This is a genomic window from Tychonema sp. LEGE 06208, from assembly GCF_015207505.1.
Lineage (GTDB): Bacteria > Cyanobacteriota > Cyanobacteriia > Cyanobacteriales > Microcoleaceae > Microcoleus.
The window spans coordinates 50498-68337 of record NZ_JADEWT010000009.1; the positions used below are offsets into that span (position 1 = coordinate 50498).

Genomic DNA, 17840 nt, shown 5'->3' on the forward strand with positions numbered 1-17840 from the left:
AGTCTTGTTCTGGTTCCTAGATTGAATGCTGAAAGTAAATCTTCAATACGAAAATCGACTGACCGTTATTATTATCAAGCTTTTCTAGAGACCGCTTGGTGACACTCCTCTGCTGAGTCTGTGATGTTTCCTATTTAAGTTTGTGATCCTAGCAAAATTTTATTGTGATACAAATCAGCCCATCAAGTGATGGCGATCGCAAAAATTAAAAAATCCCCAAATCCTCACTCGCGGTCTGGCTGATGGTTACGAAGTTTTTGCTCAAAAAAACATTTTTCACTGCTTCTAGAGACACTGAGATAGCTCTCTTGTTAAGTTTATGCAACCTTCCTGCTTACTTATTTTCTGCTTCCTGTTGGGCGTTATCGCTATTTTGGCGGTAAACAGCCCTCCGGTTGACAGCAGTCGTGTAGCGGGGATGATTTGGAGGCACGGCGGCCATCAAATCCGAAGCTTGCTGCCACTTAGCAGCTACCATTAACCAATCCTGGCGAGATTGAGCATTTTTGCCCTCGGTGGCTGCTTGCTCGGCCGTTCGCACAGCTTGTGCAAAAGAGTCCACAGCAGAATTAGCAGTCTGCGGAGAAATTTTCTTTTCTGGTGTTGCTGGACTTGGAGTAGCAACGGCTTGGGTGGTGGCTGCGGTGCTGTTTGGCACTTGGGAATTGAGCCCTTTGTAGATGGCGGCGATCGCAGCGAGCAACAGCACGGTCAAGCCGACACCTGCGACGAGACCGCGCGGTAATTTTCGCGGTTCCTGCATCGAGCGAAGTGGAGCAATTCTCGGCAAAGCCCGCTTGCCCCCTCGATCCTGGCGTTCGTGATGGGCGGCGACCAAACGCTTGAAGAAATTCGGCTTTCTGAGTTTAATTTGTTGAGACCACAGCAGTTGATTTTCGGGATCGCGGCTAATTTCTTCGAGCCACAGCAGTTGGTGTTCTCGGACAAGCCTGCTGTTGATGTTGACTCGGCGAATATTGCGGGGATCTAAGCCCTCCAAAATTTCTCGGACTCGATCGACCAAACTAGACTGTTCTAGCAGTTGGGGTGTGGCAGCTTCGCACAGCAGTTGCAGCACACCTTCGGCAAAAACGGCTCTAGCCCTGACTCCTACCTGTGCGAGCTGGTCGTTAAGGATTTGAATAATCGCTGCCACGGATCCCAGGCGAGCTTGTCGAGCAATATCATCTATTTGTTGATTCACCATAAAACTTCTTGACGCTTAGCAGTCTGTATATTTATCAATCCAAAGTCTCGGATCTAATTTTTACTTCTACAGGTTATCACTGGCGCTGCCAGGTTAAAATGAACTGGTGCAAATTTTGCATACCGATCGCACTTAAAACTATCAACACAGCCGAAGAGCTCGCGCCAAAAGGAAATAAATAAACTATGGGTAAAGTAATTAGCGGTAAAATTTTTGTTTTAGACGACAACATCGATACAGATCAAATTATTCCTGCCGAATATCTGACCCTGGTGCCCTCGAAGCCCGACGAGTACGAGAAACTCGGCAGTTATGCGATGATTGGGTTGCCCGATCGCTACGGCAAGTTTATCGAAGCAGGCGAAATCAAAACCCAGTATCCGATTATAATTGCCGGCGAAAATTTTGGCTGCGGTTCTTCGCGGGAGCACGCTCCGATCGCTCTGGGGGCCGCGGGCGTCACAGCAGTGGTGGCTTTGTCTTACGCGCGGATTTTCTTTCGCAATTGCTCGGCTACTGGCGAATTGTACCCGATCGAATCGGTCGATCGACTTTGCGATGTATTTTTAACTGGCCAAGAAGTGACGATCGACTTTGCGGCAGAGCAAATTATCAACCACACTCTCGATCGAACTTTCTCGCTCAAACCTTTAGGAGAAGTAGGCCCGGTAATTGATGCCGGAGGGTTGTTTGACTACGCGCGCCAAACGGGAATGATTGCTGCTCGGTAAAGACTGCAAAGAAACCCGATAGCAACCACAGGGATTGCCTACAAAAACCGGGTTTCTTGATTTTGTTTGTATTGATGTCGGCCTACTTTTATTTTGAAATTTGGTAGTGCCTAACAAGTAGAAAACTTATGCAACTGGCACAATTCTATTGACTTGTAGAGTGCTCTACTACTTTCGTTATAATAGGGCGACTATCGAAAGTTTGGGATAGTAGAGCACCTTACTACTTGTTACACTTCCGTAAGTCCTAAAGTAATAATATCTCCTAGAGTTTTGTGGGAACTCTGGCGTTGCTGAGTGAAGGTTTTCTTGGCTAGCGATCGGGATTTAGGGCAAGCAATCGAGGTCTCGGATCGGACAATTTTTCCCACAGAACCTGCTCAATAGCTGTACCCTCCTAGCGCCCGATTTCAACATCTTCAAGGATACCGAGGGCGTCGGGAACAAGGACAGCAACGGAATAGTAGGCGCTGACCAGGTAAGAAATAATAGCCTTTTCCTCGATGCCCATCAATCGGACAGACAGGCCAGGTTGGTATTCGTCGGCGATACCCGTTTGGTGCAAACCAATCACGCCCTGGTCTTCCTCACCAGTCCGCAACACCAAGATAGAACTGGTCTGGTTCTTGGTAATTGGGATCTTGTTACAGGGAAGAATGGGTGTATTGCGCCAAGTGATTACCTTGCTCCCATCCATGTCAATGCTGTCTGGGTAGATGCCTCGGCGGTTGCACTCCCGACTGAAGGCGGCAATTGTTCGGGGATGAGCTAGGAAGAACTTCGACTTCCTCCGACGAGTAATCAATTCATCAAGATCGTCGGGGGTGGGAGGACCGCTGCGGGTGTAGATACGCTGTTTCAGGTCAGCATTGTGCAGCAACCCGAATTCCCGGTTGTTGATCAACTCGTGTTCTTGACGTTCCCGCAATGCCTCCACGGTCAGCCGCAGTTGTTGTTCCGTCTGATTCATCGGTTCGTTGTACAGATCCGCGACGCGAGTATTCACCCGCAAGACAGTTTGGGCAACGCTCAATTGATATTCGCGGGGTGAGAGTTCGTAATCAACGAAAGTCCCTGGCAACGGGGTTTCGGCAAGATGACCGGCAGACAGCGCGATCGAAGCTTCGCCCTGCTTGTTTTGCGGTTGTTCGGCACGAGTCCTAAACTGTTCAACCTGAGCCTGCAACGCGCCCGACTGGTTGAGCAGTTCCCGAAACGCCTGTTGTGGTAGCGCCAATACCGTGCATCGGGTCACAGCCTTGATTGTAAACTTCCAAGTGCTTTCTGACTCCACCAACACATGATCGCCAAAATGATCGCCATCTGCCAGCATATCCAGCAAAGGCTCCTCGCCATACTTGCCAACAACCATCTTGTTGACCTTGCCATGAGCGATCGAGAAAAGCCGATCGGCCGGCTGACCTAACTGCACGATGATGTCACCAGGTGCGAACTCCTCTTGCACAAACCGACCTGCTAACGCACTCAACACCGCGATGTCGTCAAACCCTCGCAGCAAGGGCAACTCACACAGTTCTTGGGGAATCACCTGCACCCTCGCTCCGGTGTTGGTGAAAGTCAACCGCCCATCACCCACCGTATAGGTCAAGCGACGGTTCACCCGATAGGTGCCACCCTTCGTCTGTACCCACGGCAACATCTTCAACAACCACCGCGATGTAATTTCCTGCATCTGCGGTGCAGATTTGGTCGTCGTCGCCAAATTTCGGGCTGCTGCCGTACCCAAACTCAGTTGAGGTTGTTGACCCTCAACATCCAAATCCGAATCATTAGAATACGTCATTACCTCATCCTCTAGTTACTAACAAAAATGCAAGGACTTACGCAAATTCTGCCATTAACCGCTATCTAGTAGGATGACATTTGCGTAAGTCCTGAGTGCCTAATCCAATAGATAAGAAGTTAAGGCGATAACCCTTTTGCCAATTGCTCATTGACACAAGTTATTTCCCTTAATCTCTCACAAATATTTAGCGCCCGATTTCGACATCTTCGAGGATGCCGAGTGCGTCAGGTACTAGGACGGCTGCCGAGTAGTAAGCAGTGACCAGGTAGGAGATGATAGCTTTTTCGCTGATACCCATGAAGCGGACAGAGAGGCTGGGTTGGTATTCGTCGGGGATACCCGTTTGATGTAAGCCGATCACCCCTTGTTTTTCCATACCAGTGCGGAGCAAGAGGATAGAACTGGTGCGGGCCTTGGTGATGGGGATCTTGTTGCAGGGGAATATGGGTACGCCGCGCCAAGCCGTCACTTGAGCGCCGTTCATATCTATGCTGCTTGGATAGATACCCAAGCTGTTACACTCGCGACCGAAGGCTGCGATCGTGCGGGGGTGAGCTAGGAAGAACGATGGCTCCTTCCATACCGTTGCTAGCAGTTCGTCGAGGTCGTCGGGGGTGGGTGTGCCACCACGGCTGTAAATGCGCTGTTTGAGGTCAGCGTTGTGCAGTAACCCAAAATCTGGGTTGTTGATCAACTCGTACTCTTGACGTTCCCGCAATGCTTCGACGGTCAGCCGCAATTGTTGCTCGGTCTGATTCATCGGTTCATTGTAGAGATCGGCTACCCTGGTACTGATCCGCAACACGGTTTGGGCGATGCTCAATTCATATTCCCGGGGTGCAAGGTCGTAATCGACGAAGGTTCCCGGCAACTCGGTCTCCGCGAGATGTCCCGCTGCCAGGTCGATGCAGGCTTCACCGTGCATGTTCTGCGGCTGTTCCAAGCTGGCTCTGAACTCCTCAACATGAGTTCGCAACGCTTCCGACTGGTCGAGCAACTGCTCAAACGCCTGTTGGGGTAGCGACAACACTATGGTTCTGGTCATCGCCTTGAGGGTGTACTGCCAAGTGTCCTCGGACTGCACCACAGTTTCATCGCCGAAATGGTCGCCGTCGGCGAGCACATCCAATACGATTTGCTCGTCATACTTGCCAACACCAATCTTGTTCACCTTGCCATGAGCAATCAGGATCACGCGATCGGCCGGCTGCCCAATCTCGACGATCACGTCGTCTGGGGCGTACTCCCGCTGCACAAACTGATTTGCCAACGCAGTCAACACATCAAGGTTGTCAAACCCTCGCAGCAAGGGCAACTCAGTAAGTTCGTGGGGAATCACCCGCACTTCGGCTCCGGTGTTGGTGAAAGTAACTCGCCCATCACCGACGGTATAACTCAACCGACGGTTGACTCGAAACACGCCACCCTTCGTCTGCACCCACGGCAATAGCTTCAACAACCACCGCGATGTAATTTCCTGCATCTGCGGTGCAGATTTGGTCGTCGTCGCCAAATTTTTGGCAGCGGCTGTACCCAAACTCAGTTGGGGCTGTTGACCCTCAACATCCGCACCCGAATCATTAGAATATGTCACAACTTAATCCTCAACTATCTAGTTACTAAAAAACTCGGTCTAATTTGACCGAACGCTGACAAAAGAACCCACTCCAACAAAACCTATTTTCTTACATAAGGGTCTGAATTGCTCGACCACATATTGTCAAAATTATTTCCCGCACCGACCAACGAGCCGATCCGTGCAGCCGAGGTTCCCAGCCCTGTGGGGCCACTGAGCAGCCGCGCTATCGGGGAAGCACTATTACGCAATTCAAATTCCTTATAGCGGTCTACCTTGATATGCCACCTGAGTACGCCGCACATCCAATTTTCTAATTTCTCGACGTATCCCAGCAATTTCTCGCGGGTACTTTCATCCAGGTTGAAATCGTCGAACAGGGCAGGCAATTCAGTGGCAACAATGTGTTGAAACTGTTGGGCCCGGGCGGTCATCAAATTGTTCACAATCTCGACAGCCTGGGGTATATTGCAGTTGAGGAAATTCTGCACAACTAGCACGAGGTTATGGATTTCGCCCTCAAATTCGATTTCTTTTTGGTAGGAAAAGATGTCGTTCGTGAAACAGGCAAAGTCTGCCGCAGAATTCTCCAGCGATCGCATTGGCCGGCTGTAGTAAATCTCCATCGGGATCTCGCCGCCCTGGGCTAGTCGAGACAAGCTCATCGTCAAATCCGAGCCAAAGGTCTTACGGCGCATCTCGATATAATCGATCGGGTCAGGAATCCGATTTTGGATCTGGTTGGCGAGTTCCCACACCCAACTGTCAGTCATATCCTGAATCGCGCGGCGGAACTCAGTCCGCGCGGTGAGGGACATGGGCCCAGCAGTGCGAGACCAAATATCTGCCAAGCCCCGTTCCACCGGATTAGTCGGCACGGCAGGGGGAGTGGAGTCGTCCAGGGGCATGAAAACCGACATTCGGGCGTTGAACACTTTCGCACCAACTATGTCCCGGTTATTTCCGTAGATGGCTGGGAAGTAATCGTCGGCATAGGTTCCCCACACCAGCCAGCACGCTGTCAGATTCAGCTCATCCTCAGACCCCTTCGGATGGATCAACGCACCGCATAGGGCGACATCGGCAACATCAAACTTGTGGTCATTCCAGATGAAGCCATCAGGAATGCCCGGTAGCTCGTCCAGCATCCCCATCTGGCGTGCCCATTCCTTGGAATGCTTCCGCGCCTCATCCAGATTGGGATTCAAAGTGGTAGAGAAGGGCATATAAAACTTAGGCAGTTTCGCTGGCCCTACAGCCTGGTAGGGAACGTGAGTAAAGCTATTGAACCTTCCTAAACCCAAGGTGGAGTATAACGATTCCAACCGCAACCCCGATGTCCCTAACCCTGTGGGGCCTAGATTCAGCGTCGGTGTCGCAGAATTACCCGCTTCCTCGTTCATGTAGCGGCTCGACCTCATGTGCCACTCGTGACCGCCCGACTGCCAATCCTGAAGTCCTTTGATGTAAAGGAGAACGTTCACACGCTCTACGGGGTCTACTCCGTACTCCTCAAAGAGGGAGGGCAACTCGGTAACAGCAGTGTTGTCAAACTGATATAACCGCGAGTTCAGCAGCTCGTTGGTGAGATTAGCCGCCTCTTGGGTACTAATATTCAAGAAGCGCTCCAAAACCAACACGCAGTTGGAATTCTCACCTTCATCTTCCACTTCTCTCTGGTAGGAGAACAGGTCGTTGCGAAGATGCACTGCATCGGCAAATGTGTCTTTTAAGACTCGCATCGGTCGAGTGGCGGCAATTTTAGCTGGAACTTCTACAAACGCAGCGTGTTCGACGAGATGGGCTGACCAGGGTGCGCCACCGACTTTGCGCCGCATCTCGATATATTCGATCGGGTTAGCAATCCGATTTTGATTGATATTGGCGAGTTCCCACATCGACTCATCTAAGAGGTGCTTGGTACTCTCAAAGAATCGTCGCCGCCATTCCACAGACTTAGTAAAGGCGGTGCGAGACCAGAGGTTTAACAAACCGCGCTCTACTGGGTTGGTGGGAACGGGAGGGGTTTCGTTAGGGAAAATCGGCATAAATGCGGGTAGTCGATCGAGGTATTCCTTCGCCCCAACCAAATCTTGACTGCGCTTATAGATTTCCAGAAAGTGATCGTCAAAAAAGAATACCCACACATACCAGTCGGTTACTAGGTCAAGTTCCGTCCCTGGTGCGTCTGGATGGGTGTAAGAGCAAAGTAAAGCGTAGTCATGGGCATCGAATTTACGTTCGTCCCAAATAGGTTGCTCTTGGGCTTCCTCTTTTGAGCCAAGTATGCCCATATCGTAAGCCCACGCCTTGGAATGAACTCGCGCTGCTTCCAGGTTTGGGTTCAGTCGTGCCGGCCAAGGCATATAAAATTCTGGCAGTTTAAATGGTTGCATGATCTGCGCGTAACCTTCTGTTGGGTCTTCTTGCTATTTTTTGCCGACCAACGGCTGAGCTGTGGCAGTTGGCTAGCATTCTCGCCGCCCTAGCCAGGTCTCATATGTGGTTTGTTAGCGATTGTACTGTACGCTAGTTCATATTCACGGTAGCGATCGAGTCAATAAAATTTAATAAAATACGCTGGTGAGCCATGCCAAAAGGTCGCACATCTCCTGACTGCTCAGAATGGCATTTGCCAGCCCGAATCTGCTCCGGTGTCAACAACTTCATATCCCAACCTTCAAGCAAAACTAAATCCTTGACATCCGCACTAAGTTGTCCGTGAAAAACGTGGCGAACAACATCTCCTTCGACATCGCAACAAAAAAGAGAGATACTTCTAGGAGGAGCAGCATAACTAATTTCTTCTTGCAATTCCCGGAGTACGGCAACTTCCGGCGTTTCCCCCGGCTCCAAGTGTCCGCCAAACAAAGCCCAATGTCCCGGATACCTAATATTAGGAACATCGTCCCGCAACTGGCAGAGAAACTTGCCGTCTCGGTATAAAATGGCGACCGCAACATGAATTTTAGTCATTGGTTATTGGTTATTGGTTATTGGTTATTGGTCATTAATCATATCGTTTCCGGTTGCATCGGAATAATAAAATCGAGTCAACAGTCAACAGTCAACAGTCAACAGTCAACAGTCAACAGTCAACAATCATGTTTGAGTGCAACCGGATTTGATATCATTAGTCATTAATCATAAAAATTTAGCGATTTAGGAGATACGGAATCATTGTATTGTCCTAGGGGCGGTTTCACCAATAATATCGAACATCAACAAACAATTTTAATAAGCCAGCCCCACCCCACAGACAATATCCGAACCACATCAAAATCAATCTTAATTAGCGAAAAAATTCGCCTGTACCTATTGCGAACCATCGGCCGCTGAAGTGCGCTTTAATTGTTTCAGTTCCTCAACATAAACTTCACCTAAATCCTGTCCTGCCAATCCCTTTAGCGTAATACTTTTGTAGCGGACTTCTCCCTTCAGCAAAACTTCATCGCCAAGCTGGGGTAAAGCTTGCTTAGTTAAAATCCAAATCTTACCGGTACTGTCTTGGATTTGATAAGCCGCATTCCCCACAAAAGGAGCGCGATTTTCCACCTTTCCCCGGAGATAAACTTCACTATCGACTTGCCGGTTTTGTTGAATGTCCGCAATATTAGTAACATTAAAACCAAGATTGAGTTGAGACATGGGTAAATTGCCACAACTGAGCAAACCGCTGGTAAGTATTAGCAATAAAGAGCCAGTGGAGAATCTTTGAACCCAAACTTGCTTAATTGCATATGTAGTCATTAGGTCAACTGATTTGAGATTTGAGATACGACTTACTTTAACAGAATCTCCAGACTCGATCGCAAGAGGCGAAATTCCTCTAGTTTAGTCCGAGTCTGCGATTAAGGTAAAATCTAAAATCGTCAGCCCCTAACCCAGAGTCTACAATGGATGCCAAAACTGCTCAAATACTAGATGGCAAAGCTTTAGCGACAAAGATTCAAAGCGAGCTGAGCGATCGAGTCCGCGCCCTACAACCCCAGATTGGGCGTCCTCCGGGACTTGCAGTGCTGATGGTGGGGGACAACCCAGCCAGCGCGGCTTACGTGCGTAACAAAGAGCGAGCCTGCGCTAAAGTTGGCATAGCTTCCTTTGGCCAGCATTACCCAGCCAATGCGACTCAAGCGGAGCTCGAACTTGCAATTAGGGCGCTCAACGAGGACGATCGAGTAGACGGCATTTTAGTGCAACTCCCCCTACCAGAAAACCTAGATGCAATTGCACTGCTGTACCAAATTGCCCCAGACAAAGACGCAGACGGATTGCACCCTATAAATTTAGGCCGCTTAGTGCGCGGGGAAGAAGGTTTACGCAGTTGTACTCCCGCCGGAGTGATGCGGTTATTGGAAGAATATCAGATTGATTTGAAAGGAAAAAATGCCGTTGTTTTGGGGCGCAGTATTTTGGTAGGTAAACCGATGGCGCTGATGCTGTTAGAAGCTGATTGTACTGTGACTGTAGCTCATTCGCGGACGAAAAACCTAGAATCAATTACCAGCCAAGCCGATATTTTGATAGCTGCAGTCGGGCGCACAGAAATGATTTCAGCTAATATGGTCAAACCGGGAGCAATAGTAATTGATGTAGGTATTAACCGCGTCGTAAATCCAGACGGTACTAGCCGTTTGGCCGGAGATGTAAATTTTGATGCTGTGAAAACAGTAGCCGAATTTATCACGCCGGTACCGGGAGGAATCGGGCCGATGACGGTTGCTATGCTGTTGGAAAATACAGTTTCGAGTTATCAAAAAAAGATGGTTTAATACGCCTGTAGTAGTAAGGTGCGCCTGCTGGACGCACCCTACATCATGCGGGTTATGCGATGGATTGTATCTCTTGCACTCACTCACAAATTATCTGCGTTTATTTGTGTTGATCTCTCTGACATCTACGGTTGCAGGATCGAGCATTTATGCAAAAAGTCTATTAAATACCGTACAGGCTAATTGTGGCTGCGGCGACTATTGTTTGATAGCAACAACGCGAATTCGTCGATAATCCGCAATCCAATTACCATCGCAGTAAAGAGTTGGCCGCAAACGTTCTTCAACTGCGTTAATTACCTGCGATCGCACTTCGTCAGACAACCCCACCAAAAACCCGCCAGCAAACATTTCAATCCAATTTACCATACCCGCGCTGCCGCCGGCTAGGGGAGTCGGGCGATCGAACAAAACCGCATAAACCACCTCAAAACCATGATTTTCCAAAAGCCCAGCATACTCGCCGATACTCGGAAAATACCAAGGATTAAGCGATTCAGGCTCCCCCAAGCCAATTTCTGACAAAACACTCAAAAGCGTCCGGGCGATCGCCCCCACATTCCCCTTACCGCCAAACTCAGCCACAAAACGCCCTCCCGGCCTCAGCGCTTTTTCCACACAATCGATCGCAGCATCCGGCTGCTTAATCCAGTGCAAAACAGCATTAGAAAACACAGCATCTAACGGCTGTTCCACTTGAAAATCCCTAGCATCAGCAGCAGAGAAATTAATGTGAGGATAGTTAACTTTTGCCGTAGAAATCATCGCCAAAGACGAATCAATACCTTGCACAAAAGCACCGCTTTCAGCAATCTTTCCAGTTAACTGTCCCGTACCGCATCCCAAATCCAGAATTTGTTCACCAGCCTTCGGAACCAGCAACTCCAAAAGCGATTCACCGTACTGCCAAACAAAAGCATGATTTCCCTCATAAAGAGCTGAATTCCAAAAAGCTTGTGCCATCTCATCTCTCCTCTTCTCTTCTTTTCTCTTCTCTTCGCGTTCTTCGCGCCTTCGCGGTTCGTTATTAAATCATTTCCCAGCAAGCAGATTAATTCCATCCCCCTCAATTCTGCAAACCCTAATATTTTCCAAAATGCGCGCACCCTGCTTTTCATAAAAAGCAATACCAGGCGCATTCCCAGTATTAACAGTCCATTCAATCCGCCCGCAATTTGTGGACTCAGCAATTTGCGCCAAATGTTTCAACAAAGCTGTACCCACTCCCATACCGCGCATAGGAGCTTGCACAAACAAATCATCAAGCCAGAGGCACGGCTGCGCCAACAAACTTGAATAGGAAGGATAAAACATCGCAAATCCTACCGCTTTTCCTGCAACTTCCGCCAACAAAACCCGCACTAGCGGACGATTGCCAAATAAAGTTTCCTGCAATTTATCTGTTGTTGCTGCTAACAGATGTCTGGCTCCATCAAACTCGCTTTTTTGCGAAATAAAAGCCAGAATGAGTTCCAAATCTGCCAGCTCTACTTCTCTAATTTTGATATCCAAATTAGCCATTATTTGAATTCTCAATTTCACCTATTAATCACTGTATTAAATGCCCTCATAAATGTCCAATACTTGTTTAAACAACAATTTATACTTTTAAAATATTATTAAGGAATGGGAAATTATGGAACTGCGACATTTGCGTTATTTCATTGCGGTTGCAGAAGAGTTGAATTTCACTCGCGCAGCCGAAAAACTGCACATGGCTCAACCTCCGCTGAGCCAACAAATTCAGCATTTGGAGGCAGAATTGGGTTTTCAATTGTTTCGCCGCACCAAGCGGACGGTGCAGCTAACGGAAGCGGGACAGGTTTTTTTTGAGGAATCACAAAAAATTATGCAGCAAGTCGATCGCGCAATTCAACTCGGCAGACAAACCAGCCGCGGCGAACTCGGCCAACTAACTGTAGGCTTTGTGAGCTCTGCCGCGCACAATGTGGTTCCACCTATTTTGCAGGCGTTTCGCACTCGGTGTCGGGCCGTCAAACTCGAATTGCACGAACTCACAACTAACGAACAGTTGCAGGGGTTGCGGGAAGGCCGCATTGATATCGGCTTCGTGCGGCCTCCAGTCGAGGAAGATGCCATAAATTCCGAAATCGTGTTTCGAGAACCTCTGATGGTGGCGCTACCAGAAACGCATCCTTTGACGAATCGCCCTTACGTGGAATTGCGCGAACTCTCAGGCGAACCGTTCATCTTATTTGGGCGTTCCCAAGCTCCGGCATTGTACGATGCGATCGTCAGTCTTTGTCAGCAAGCCGGTTTTAGCCCGATCGCCGGTCAAGAAGCGATGCAAATGCAGACAATTATCAGTTTGGTAGCGGCCGAGATGGGCGTGGCGATCGTCCCGGCATCCATGCAAAATTTCCAGCGCAGGGGGGTTGTTTACAAATCTTTGCCAGAATCAACCTGCATGGTGGCGATCGCCCTAATTTGGCGCAACCATCCTACGGCAGCGGTGCAGCGGTTTTTGGAAGTTGTCAGGCAAAGTGGCGGATTTGAGATTTGAGATTGTAGATTTTAGATAAACGGGTAATTTCACAAAGTTATCAAAACTCAAAGATTTTCTGTGCAACAACACCCTTAGAATGATTAATTGATACTGGGAGTGCGGATAACCACCGCCCTAGAAGTCGGCCAGATTCGACCTGAACAACTCAAAGTATCTCCATTCACATTCAGTACAAGAGAGCAAGGGATGGTATTGGCAACAGAAATGGATTCTTCCACACCGGAATCCGCTTTCGACTTATCTACTTACTTAGTCGAGCAAAAAAGGGCGGTCGAGGTAGCTCTCGACAGTGCACTACCGGTGATCTACCCAGAGAAAATTTACGAAGCAATGCGCTACTCGCTGCTAGCGGGCGGCAAGCGCTTGCGTCCGATCCTGTGTTTGGCTAGCTGCGAACTGGCCGGCGGCACTACCTCGATGGCAATTCCGACAGCTTGCGCTTTGGAAATGATCCATACAATGTCGCTAATTCACGACGATTTGCCGGCAATGGACAATGACGACTACCGGCGCGGCAAACTGACGAACCACAAGGTTTATGGCGAAGATATCGCCATTTTGGCGGGCGATGGTTTGTTGACCTATGCTTTTGAATTTATAGCCAGTAAAACTGAGAACGTACCCCCCCAGCAGGTGTTGCAGGCGATCGCCCATTTGGCGCGAGCTGCCGGGGCTGGTGGACTCATAGGCGGTCAGGTGGTTGACGTGGAGTCGGAAGGAAAGACAGATGTTTCTCTGGAAACTTTAAATTACATTCACGCTCACAAAACAGGGGCGCTGTTAGAGGCTTGCGTAGTTTGTGGGGCAATTCTGGCTGGGGCTTCGGCTGCTGATTTGCAGCGGCTGTCTCGTTTTGCCAAGAATATTGGGCTGGCTTTCCAGATAATTGACGATATTCTGGATATTACGGCTACTCAAGAAGAATTGGGCAAAACTGCTGGGAAAGATGTTCTAGCAGGGAAAGTGACTTATCCGAGTTTGTGGGGAATTGATGAGTCTCGGCGTCAAGCTTCGCAGCTTGTTGCTGATGCTAAGTCTCAACTGGCAGTGTTTGGGAGCAAAGCTCTACCGCTGCTGGGGATTGCTGATTTTATTACAAGCCGCAGTAACTAGAAATACCAAACAGTATGCAGGAAATTTGCAGCGGCATTTTAAACAATCATGTACTGATAGTGGCTTTGATCGCTTGTCTGGCGGCTCAAGTATTAAAGTTGCCGATCGAATTAGTCAAAAATCGTAAATTCAATCTTCGGAATTTAGTAACCACCGGCGGAATGCCCAGCGCTCATTCTTCCTTTGTCGGCGCTTTAGCGGCTGGTGTGGGACAAACGATGGGGTGGGAAAGTTCCGAGTTTGCGATCGCCGCGATTTTTGCAATTATCGTTATGTACGATGCTGCTGGCGTCCGCCAAGCCGCCGGCAAACAAGCCCGCATTCTCAACCAACTAATTGACGAGTTTTTTGAGGAAGATCACAACCTCAATGAAGCTCGCCTGAAAGAGTTGCTGGGACACACTCCCTTTCAAGTGGTCGTCGGTTTGGGGCTGGGAATCGCGATTTCTTGGATTGCAGGGCCTGCCTATTAAGTTTTAAGTACGGAGTAGACTTGGAGCAGTGGTGTTTTTTTGACAAGTTGGAGGTAAATGTCGGCTGCGGGAATTAATATTTCGGCAACTAATCTGTCTCAAGATCAGAAAAACACCCGAATTTTTGGGAATTTTATGGCAATACCTATTATTTAATTAAGCAGTTTAAAAGGTTCAAAAATTTTTTTTAGTTACCGCTCCTTGGAGTAGTTTTGTTATGATCCAAAGACTATATATAAACAACTTCAGATGCCTAGAAAACTTTGAACTGAAGATACAGGGAATGCCATCTGCTCTTTTGATTGGAAAAAACGGTGCAGGTAAATCAACTATTGCCTCTGCATTAGAAGTCCTTCAGAAGATTAGTCGAGGCATCAATAGAATGCGCGAACTTGAAAAACTGAAGCTGATTAGCCCAAAAGATTTCGCTCGTGGGAGGTCTGATGTCCCGATCCGCTTTGAAATAGAAGTATTACTTGAAGATAAATTATACAAATATATCCTGGCGTTTGATTTGCCAGAAAAATTTAAAGAGCTGCGAGTTTTTGAAGAACAACTGCTAGTTGCAGGAGATCCAATTTACTCTAGAAAAGAAGCTCAAGTCACTCTTCACATCAGTTCGCAAAATCGTGAAGCTCAGTTTCTCCTAGATTGGCATCTTGTTGCTCTTCCAGTAATTCAGGAGCAATCTGAGACTGATCCGCTGCATATTTTCAAGACTTGGCTGGCTCGCACGATAATTTTAGCCCCGATTCCCAGCTTGATGACTGGAGACTCCAATGGTGAAACTTTGGAGCCAAAGCGAGATGGTTCAAACTTTGGGGAGTGGGTTTCTGGATTACTCAGTCGCTATCCTGCCGCCTATACACAGGTTGACAAATATCTCCGAGAAGTTATGCCTGACATTCAGGATTTTCTGAATGAACTCATCGGCAAAGACTCCAAAAGCATGATTGTGCGATTTGAAGCAAATAATGCGAATCTGAGTGTTGACTTTGAAAGCTTATCTGACGGTGAAAAATGCTTTTTTCTTTGCGCTCTTGTGTTGGCTGCTAACAAATCCTATGGCCCTCTTTTTTGCTTCTGGGATGAACCTGACAACTATCTATCCTTATCGGAGGTTGGACATTTTGTCACATCACTGCGACGCTCATTTAAGAATAGCGGACAAATCTTAGTGACATCGCATAATCCTGAAGCAATCCGCAAGTTTTCCAATGAAAATACCTTTGTATTAGATCGCAAAAGCCACTTAGAGCCAACTTTAGTCAGATTGCTCAGTGATATACCTGTTAGAGGCGACCTGATAAATGCCTTGATTGGTGGCGACATAGAGCTATGAGTAATAAGTATCAACCGCACATTCATGTGTTGGCAGAAGATGATGCTAATCGCCAGATTGCCAACGGATTTCTTCTTTGGCCAAACCTTAATAACCGTGCTGTTAAAGTCCTGCCACTTCCTGGTGGTTGGAAAAAAACTGTGGAGGAATTCACTAATAAGTATGCGTCTGAAATGCGACAATTACCAGAAAGAATGATGGTTTTGCTCATTGATTTCGACGATAGTAAAAATCGGTTGAGTTATGTAGAAAGTCATATTCCAGACGATCTAAAAGCAAGAGTATTCGTGTTGGGAGTGCTATCAGAACCCGAGAATCTAAGGACAGACATCAAAAAGACTTTTGAGGAGATTGGAGAAGCTCTTGCAAAAGATTGTTCTGACAATACAAATGAGTTATGGGGACATAATCTTCTCAAACACAACAAGCCAGAACTAGATCGTATGGCGAAGTTTGTCAAACCATTTTTGTTTAAATAAATAGCTAAAAGTCACGCACCCACTTAAATGTGAGGTACGCAACTGCCAATAATTTAGCGGAGTATCGATGGCTTAAAAGTCGTGCGCCCTACAGTCCGAATTCTGCTTGTAGCAAGTCGTCGTTGTCATCGGCGATGGTGGCGACAATAGTAATAATTCTAGAAATTTCCCCGGCAGAGATTTCGGCGATCGTCCGAGTCGATATTACCGCAACTTGATTGTCCACAATCGCAAAATGAGATTCCAAGGTAGACAGCCAATTCATTTCTAGAATTTTCCGCATTAATTGAGCTTCATTCTTTGCCGGCAACTGCAGTACAAAAGCCCAAACAGTCAAAGTATCATCTTCGGTTTCGCCGCTGAGTTGTACGAATACTTCGACGCTGCCGTACTTGAATTTCCAAAGATGCCCGCCAGCTTCATTTTTTCCCACCATGACTTTTTGGTCTACAGCCATGCTGGCAATCACAGTCTCAATTTCTTCTGCATAGGTTACTGCTGTGGCTTTTTCAACCTGGGCATCGGCGATCGCGCTTTCACTAGATTGGCTTTCTGCGGAAGCTGTTTGTATGTTCGGTTCGCTGTTAGTCATGATTAATATTTATAAGAAAAACTATTCCAACAATCAGTTTACTTCCTATTTAGGACTTACAAAAATACGACTCACTTACAAAAACCCTCATCAACCCGGTTTCTTGACAAAAACCGCTCCCCAAAAGGCTTCTCCCAGACAAAACATCGGAGTCAGAGCCTCCCATGTTGCGTCACCAAGCTTTTCCTGGTAACGAGTAGAACGAGTCTATTACTGGTTCCCAGGCAGAGCCTGGGAACCCATATCACTCTTGCTTTGCCTCCCTAGATGTTTAAGCCTTGGGTTTAGCCGCCGGCTTCTTCTCAATGTTTTTCATCCCGTTGAGGAACATCGGCACAAATTTCTCCACAAATGCCTGCGGGTCGCGGTTCCAGGCGCGCTGAGCCACATCGACTCTAGTCATTTGCAAGTCGGGGGCCAACAGAGTTGCGGGCAAGCGCTCCATCAAATATTGCGGGCGTTCCCACATCGGCATCGTGTTGGCAATGTCTACCAAGCGGGTGACGCGGCGCAGTTCTGCCCCCAGCATAATATCCATTCCCGATTCAAATGCTGCTTGTTCGATCGCCACATACTTGCGTTTAGCCTGTTCCACCTTCTGGCGGTGTTCCGGGCTTTTAGCAGCAATTGCGCCCAACCAGCGATTCCCCCAGCGGACGTGGCCTGCTTCTTCGGGAAAAATCTTTTCGATGGTTTCGCGAATTTTGATGTTTTCGTCGGTTTCAGGAGCCTTTTTCAGGGCGTGGATGTGGGCTGAGAAATACTCGCATCCCCGCTTCTCGGTGACATTAATCGCCGCTAGGGAAGAAATTACAAAATCTTCGCGGTCTTTGGTAGGGTCTTGTTTCTCGCTGTCGAACAACCTTTCAAACTCGTCAATGTAGGATACTCCCGGCGGCTTGCCCACATTCTGGCCCAAGTCTACCAGCAAATCTGTCAGCCACATGGCGTGCCGCGCTTCGTCGGAGATGTGCCGGGAAAGATCGCGCACAAGTTCGGCCGGTTCGCCGTCTAGCTGCTCGATCAAGTCGGTGAGGTCTTTGCAACTGCGCTGTTCGCTAAACCGATAGCGGTTGAGGGTGATCAGGTGAATTTCGCGATCGCGCACCACTTGAGCTAAAATTTCGCGTGCTCCCATTGCGTTGCGGAGCTTGCGGGGATAGGCAACAGTCATGATTTTATGTTGTTTTGTAAAGATACCTATATAAGTGTAACGCAATT

General features: G+C 48.1%; 17 protein-coding genes. 7 read left to right on the forward strand and 10 right to left on the reverse strand.

Features of this window, described 5'->3' with window-relative positions:
• Positions 1 to 334: 334 nt before the first annotated feature.
• Positions 335 to 1207, reverse strand: coding sequence for a hypothetical protein (locus IQ263_RS04230; RefSeq protein WP_194066319.1), 873 nt, complete (start codon positions 1205 to 1207; stop codon positions 335 to 337).
• A gap of 185 nt (positions 1208 to 1392) precedes the next feature.
• On the opposite strand from IQ263_RS04230, the gene IQ263_RS04235 reads away from it, so the two are divergent.
• A complete protein-coding gene (locus tag IQ263_RS04235; protein WP_194066320.1) occupies positions 1393 to 1938 on the forward strand; it encodes a LeuD/DmdB family oxidoreductase small subunit in 546 nt (181 codons plus the stop codon).
• Positions 1939 to 2335: 397 nt separating this feature from the next.
• Here the strand turns inward: IQ263_RS04235 and IQ263_RS04240 are convergent, their stop codons facing one another.
• From IQ263_RS04240 to IQ263_RS04260, 5 genes are all read right to left on the reverse strand, one after another.
• A complete protein-coding gene (locus IQ263_RS04240) occupies positions 2336 to 3742 on the reverse strand; it encodes a family 2B encapsulin nanocompartment shell protein (RefSeq protein WP_194066321.1) in 1407 nt (468 codons plus the stop codon).
• 187 nt (positions 3743 to 3929) lie between these two features.
• Entirely contained in the window at positions 3930 to 5339 is a 1410-nt protein-coding gene (locus IQ263_RS04245; protein WP_194066322.1) for a family 2B encapsulin nanocompartment shell protein, read from the reverse strand.
• Between the two features lie 83 nt (positions 5340 to 5422).
• Positions 5423 to 7717, reverse strand: coding sequence for a family 2 encapsulin nanocompartment cargo protein terpene cyclase (locus IQ263_RS04250; protein WP_194066323.1), 2295 nt, complete (start codon positions 7715 to 7717; stop codon positions 5423 to 5425).
• A gap of 133 nt (positions 7718 to 7850) precedes the next feature.
• The gene (locus IQ263_RS04255; RefSeq protein WP_194066324.1) at positions 7851 to 8297 is read right to left on the reverse strand and encodes an NUDIX hydrolase; all 447 of its coding nucleotides are present in this window, start codon (positions 8295 to 8297) and stop codon (positions 7851 to 7853) included.
• 339 nt (positions 8298 to 8636) lie between these two features.
• Entirely contained in the window at positions 8637 to 9071 is a 435-nt protein-coding gene (locus tag IQ263_RS04260; RefSeq protein ID WP_194066325.1) for a DNA-binding protein, read from the reverse strand.
• A 146-nt stretch (positions 9072 to 9217) separates the two neighbouring features.
• Between IQ263_RS04260 and folD the strand changes: the two genes are divergently transcribed.
• Entirely contained in the window at positions 9218 to 10093 is an 876-nt protein-coding gene (folD, locus tag IQ263_RS04265; protein WP_194066326.1) for a bifunctional methylenetetrahydrofolate dehydrogenase/methenyltetrahydrofolate cyclohydrolase FolD, read from the forward strand.
• Between the two features lie 198 nt (positions 10094 to 10291).
• Here folD and IQ263_RS04270 read toward each other — a convergent pair whose 3' ends face one another.
• Positions 10292 to 11056 carry a class I SAM-dependent methyltransferase gene (locus tag IQ263_RS04270; RefSeq protein ID WP_194066327.1) on the reverse strand — a complete coding sequence of 255 codons (765 nt, stop codon included), beginning with the start codon at positions 11054 to 11056 and terminating at the stop codon, positions 10292 to 10294.
• A gap of 69 nt (positions 11057 to 11125) precedes the next feature.
• Positions 11126 to 11614 (reverse strand): GNAT family N-acetyltransferase, encoded by a 489-nt coding sequence (locus IQ263_RS04275; RefSeq protein ID WP_194066328.1) that lies wholly within the window; start codon positions 11612 to 11614, stop codon positions 11126 to 11128.
• Positions 11615 to 11729: 115 nt separating this feature from the next.
• Between IQ263_RS04275 and IQ263_RS04280 the strand changes: the two genes are divergently transcribed.
• The 5 genes from IQ263_RS04280 to IQ263_RS04300 all read left to right on the forward strand — a co-directional run bounded on the left by IQ263_RS04280 (position 11730) and on the right by IQ263_RS04300 (position 16027).
• Positions 11730 to 12617: a LysR family transcriptional regulator gene (locus tag IQ263_RS04280; protein WP_194066329.1), complete on the forward strand. Its 888-nt coding sequence runs from the start codon at positions 11730 to 11732 to the stop codon at positions 12615 to 12617.
• Positions 12618 to 12806: 189 nt separating this feature from the next.
• Positions 12807 to 13733: a geranylgeranyl diphosphate synthase CrtE gene (gene crtE, locus IQ263_RS04285; RefSeq protein ID WP_194066352.1), complete on the forward strand. Its 927-nt coding sequence runs from the start codon at positions 12807 to 12809 to the stop codon at positions 13731 to 13733.
• 14 nt (positions 13734 to 13747) lie between these two features.
• Complete coding sequence (locus IQ263_RS04290; RefSeq protein ID WP_194066330.1) at positions 13748 to 14206, forward strand: divergent PAP2 family protein; 459 nt, start codon at positions 13748 to 13750, stop codon at positions 14204 to 14206.
• Between the two features lie 217 nt (positions 14207 to 14423).
• Positions 14424 to 15548: an AAA family ATPase gene (locus IQ263_RS04295; protein ID WP_194066331.1), complete on the forward strand. Its 1125-nt coding sequence runs from the start codon at positions 14424 to 14426 to the stop codon at positions 15546 to 15548.
• A complete protein-coding gene (locus IQ263_RS04300; protein ID WP_194066332.1) occupies positions 15545 to 16027 on the forward strand; it encodes a hypothetical protein in 483 nt (160 codons plus the stop codon). Before IQ263_RS04295 ends, IQ263_RS04300 begins: the two co-directional genes overlap by 4 nt.
• Positions 16028 to 16115: 88 nt before the next feature.
• Here the strand turns inward: IQ263_RS04300 and IQ263_RS04305 are convergent, their stop codons facing one another.
• Together IQ263_RS04305 and IQ263_RS04310 are read right to left on the reverse strand one after the other, a co-directional pair.
• The gene (locus IQ263_RS04305; protein ID WP_194066333.1) at positions 16116 to 16619 is read right to left on the reverse strand and encodes a YbjN domain-containing protein; all 504 of its coding nucleotides are present in this window, start codon (positions 16617 to 16619) and stop codon (positions 16116 to 16118) included.
• Positions 16620 to 16890: 271 nt separating this feature from the next.
• Complete coding sequence (locus IQ263_RS04310) at positions 16891 to 17793, reverse strand: ferritin-like domain-containing protein (RefSeq protein WP_194066334.1); 903 nt, start codon at positions 17791 to 17793, stop codon at positions 16891 to 16893.
• Positions 17794 to 17840 lie beyond the last annotated feature (47 nt).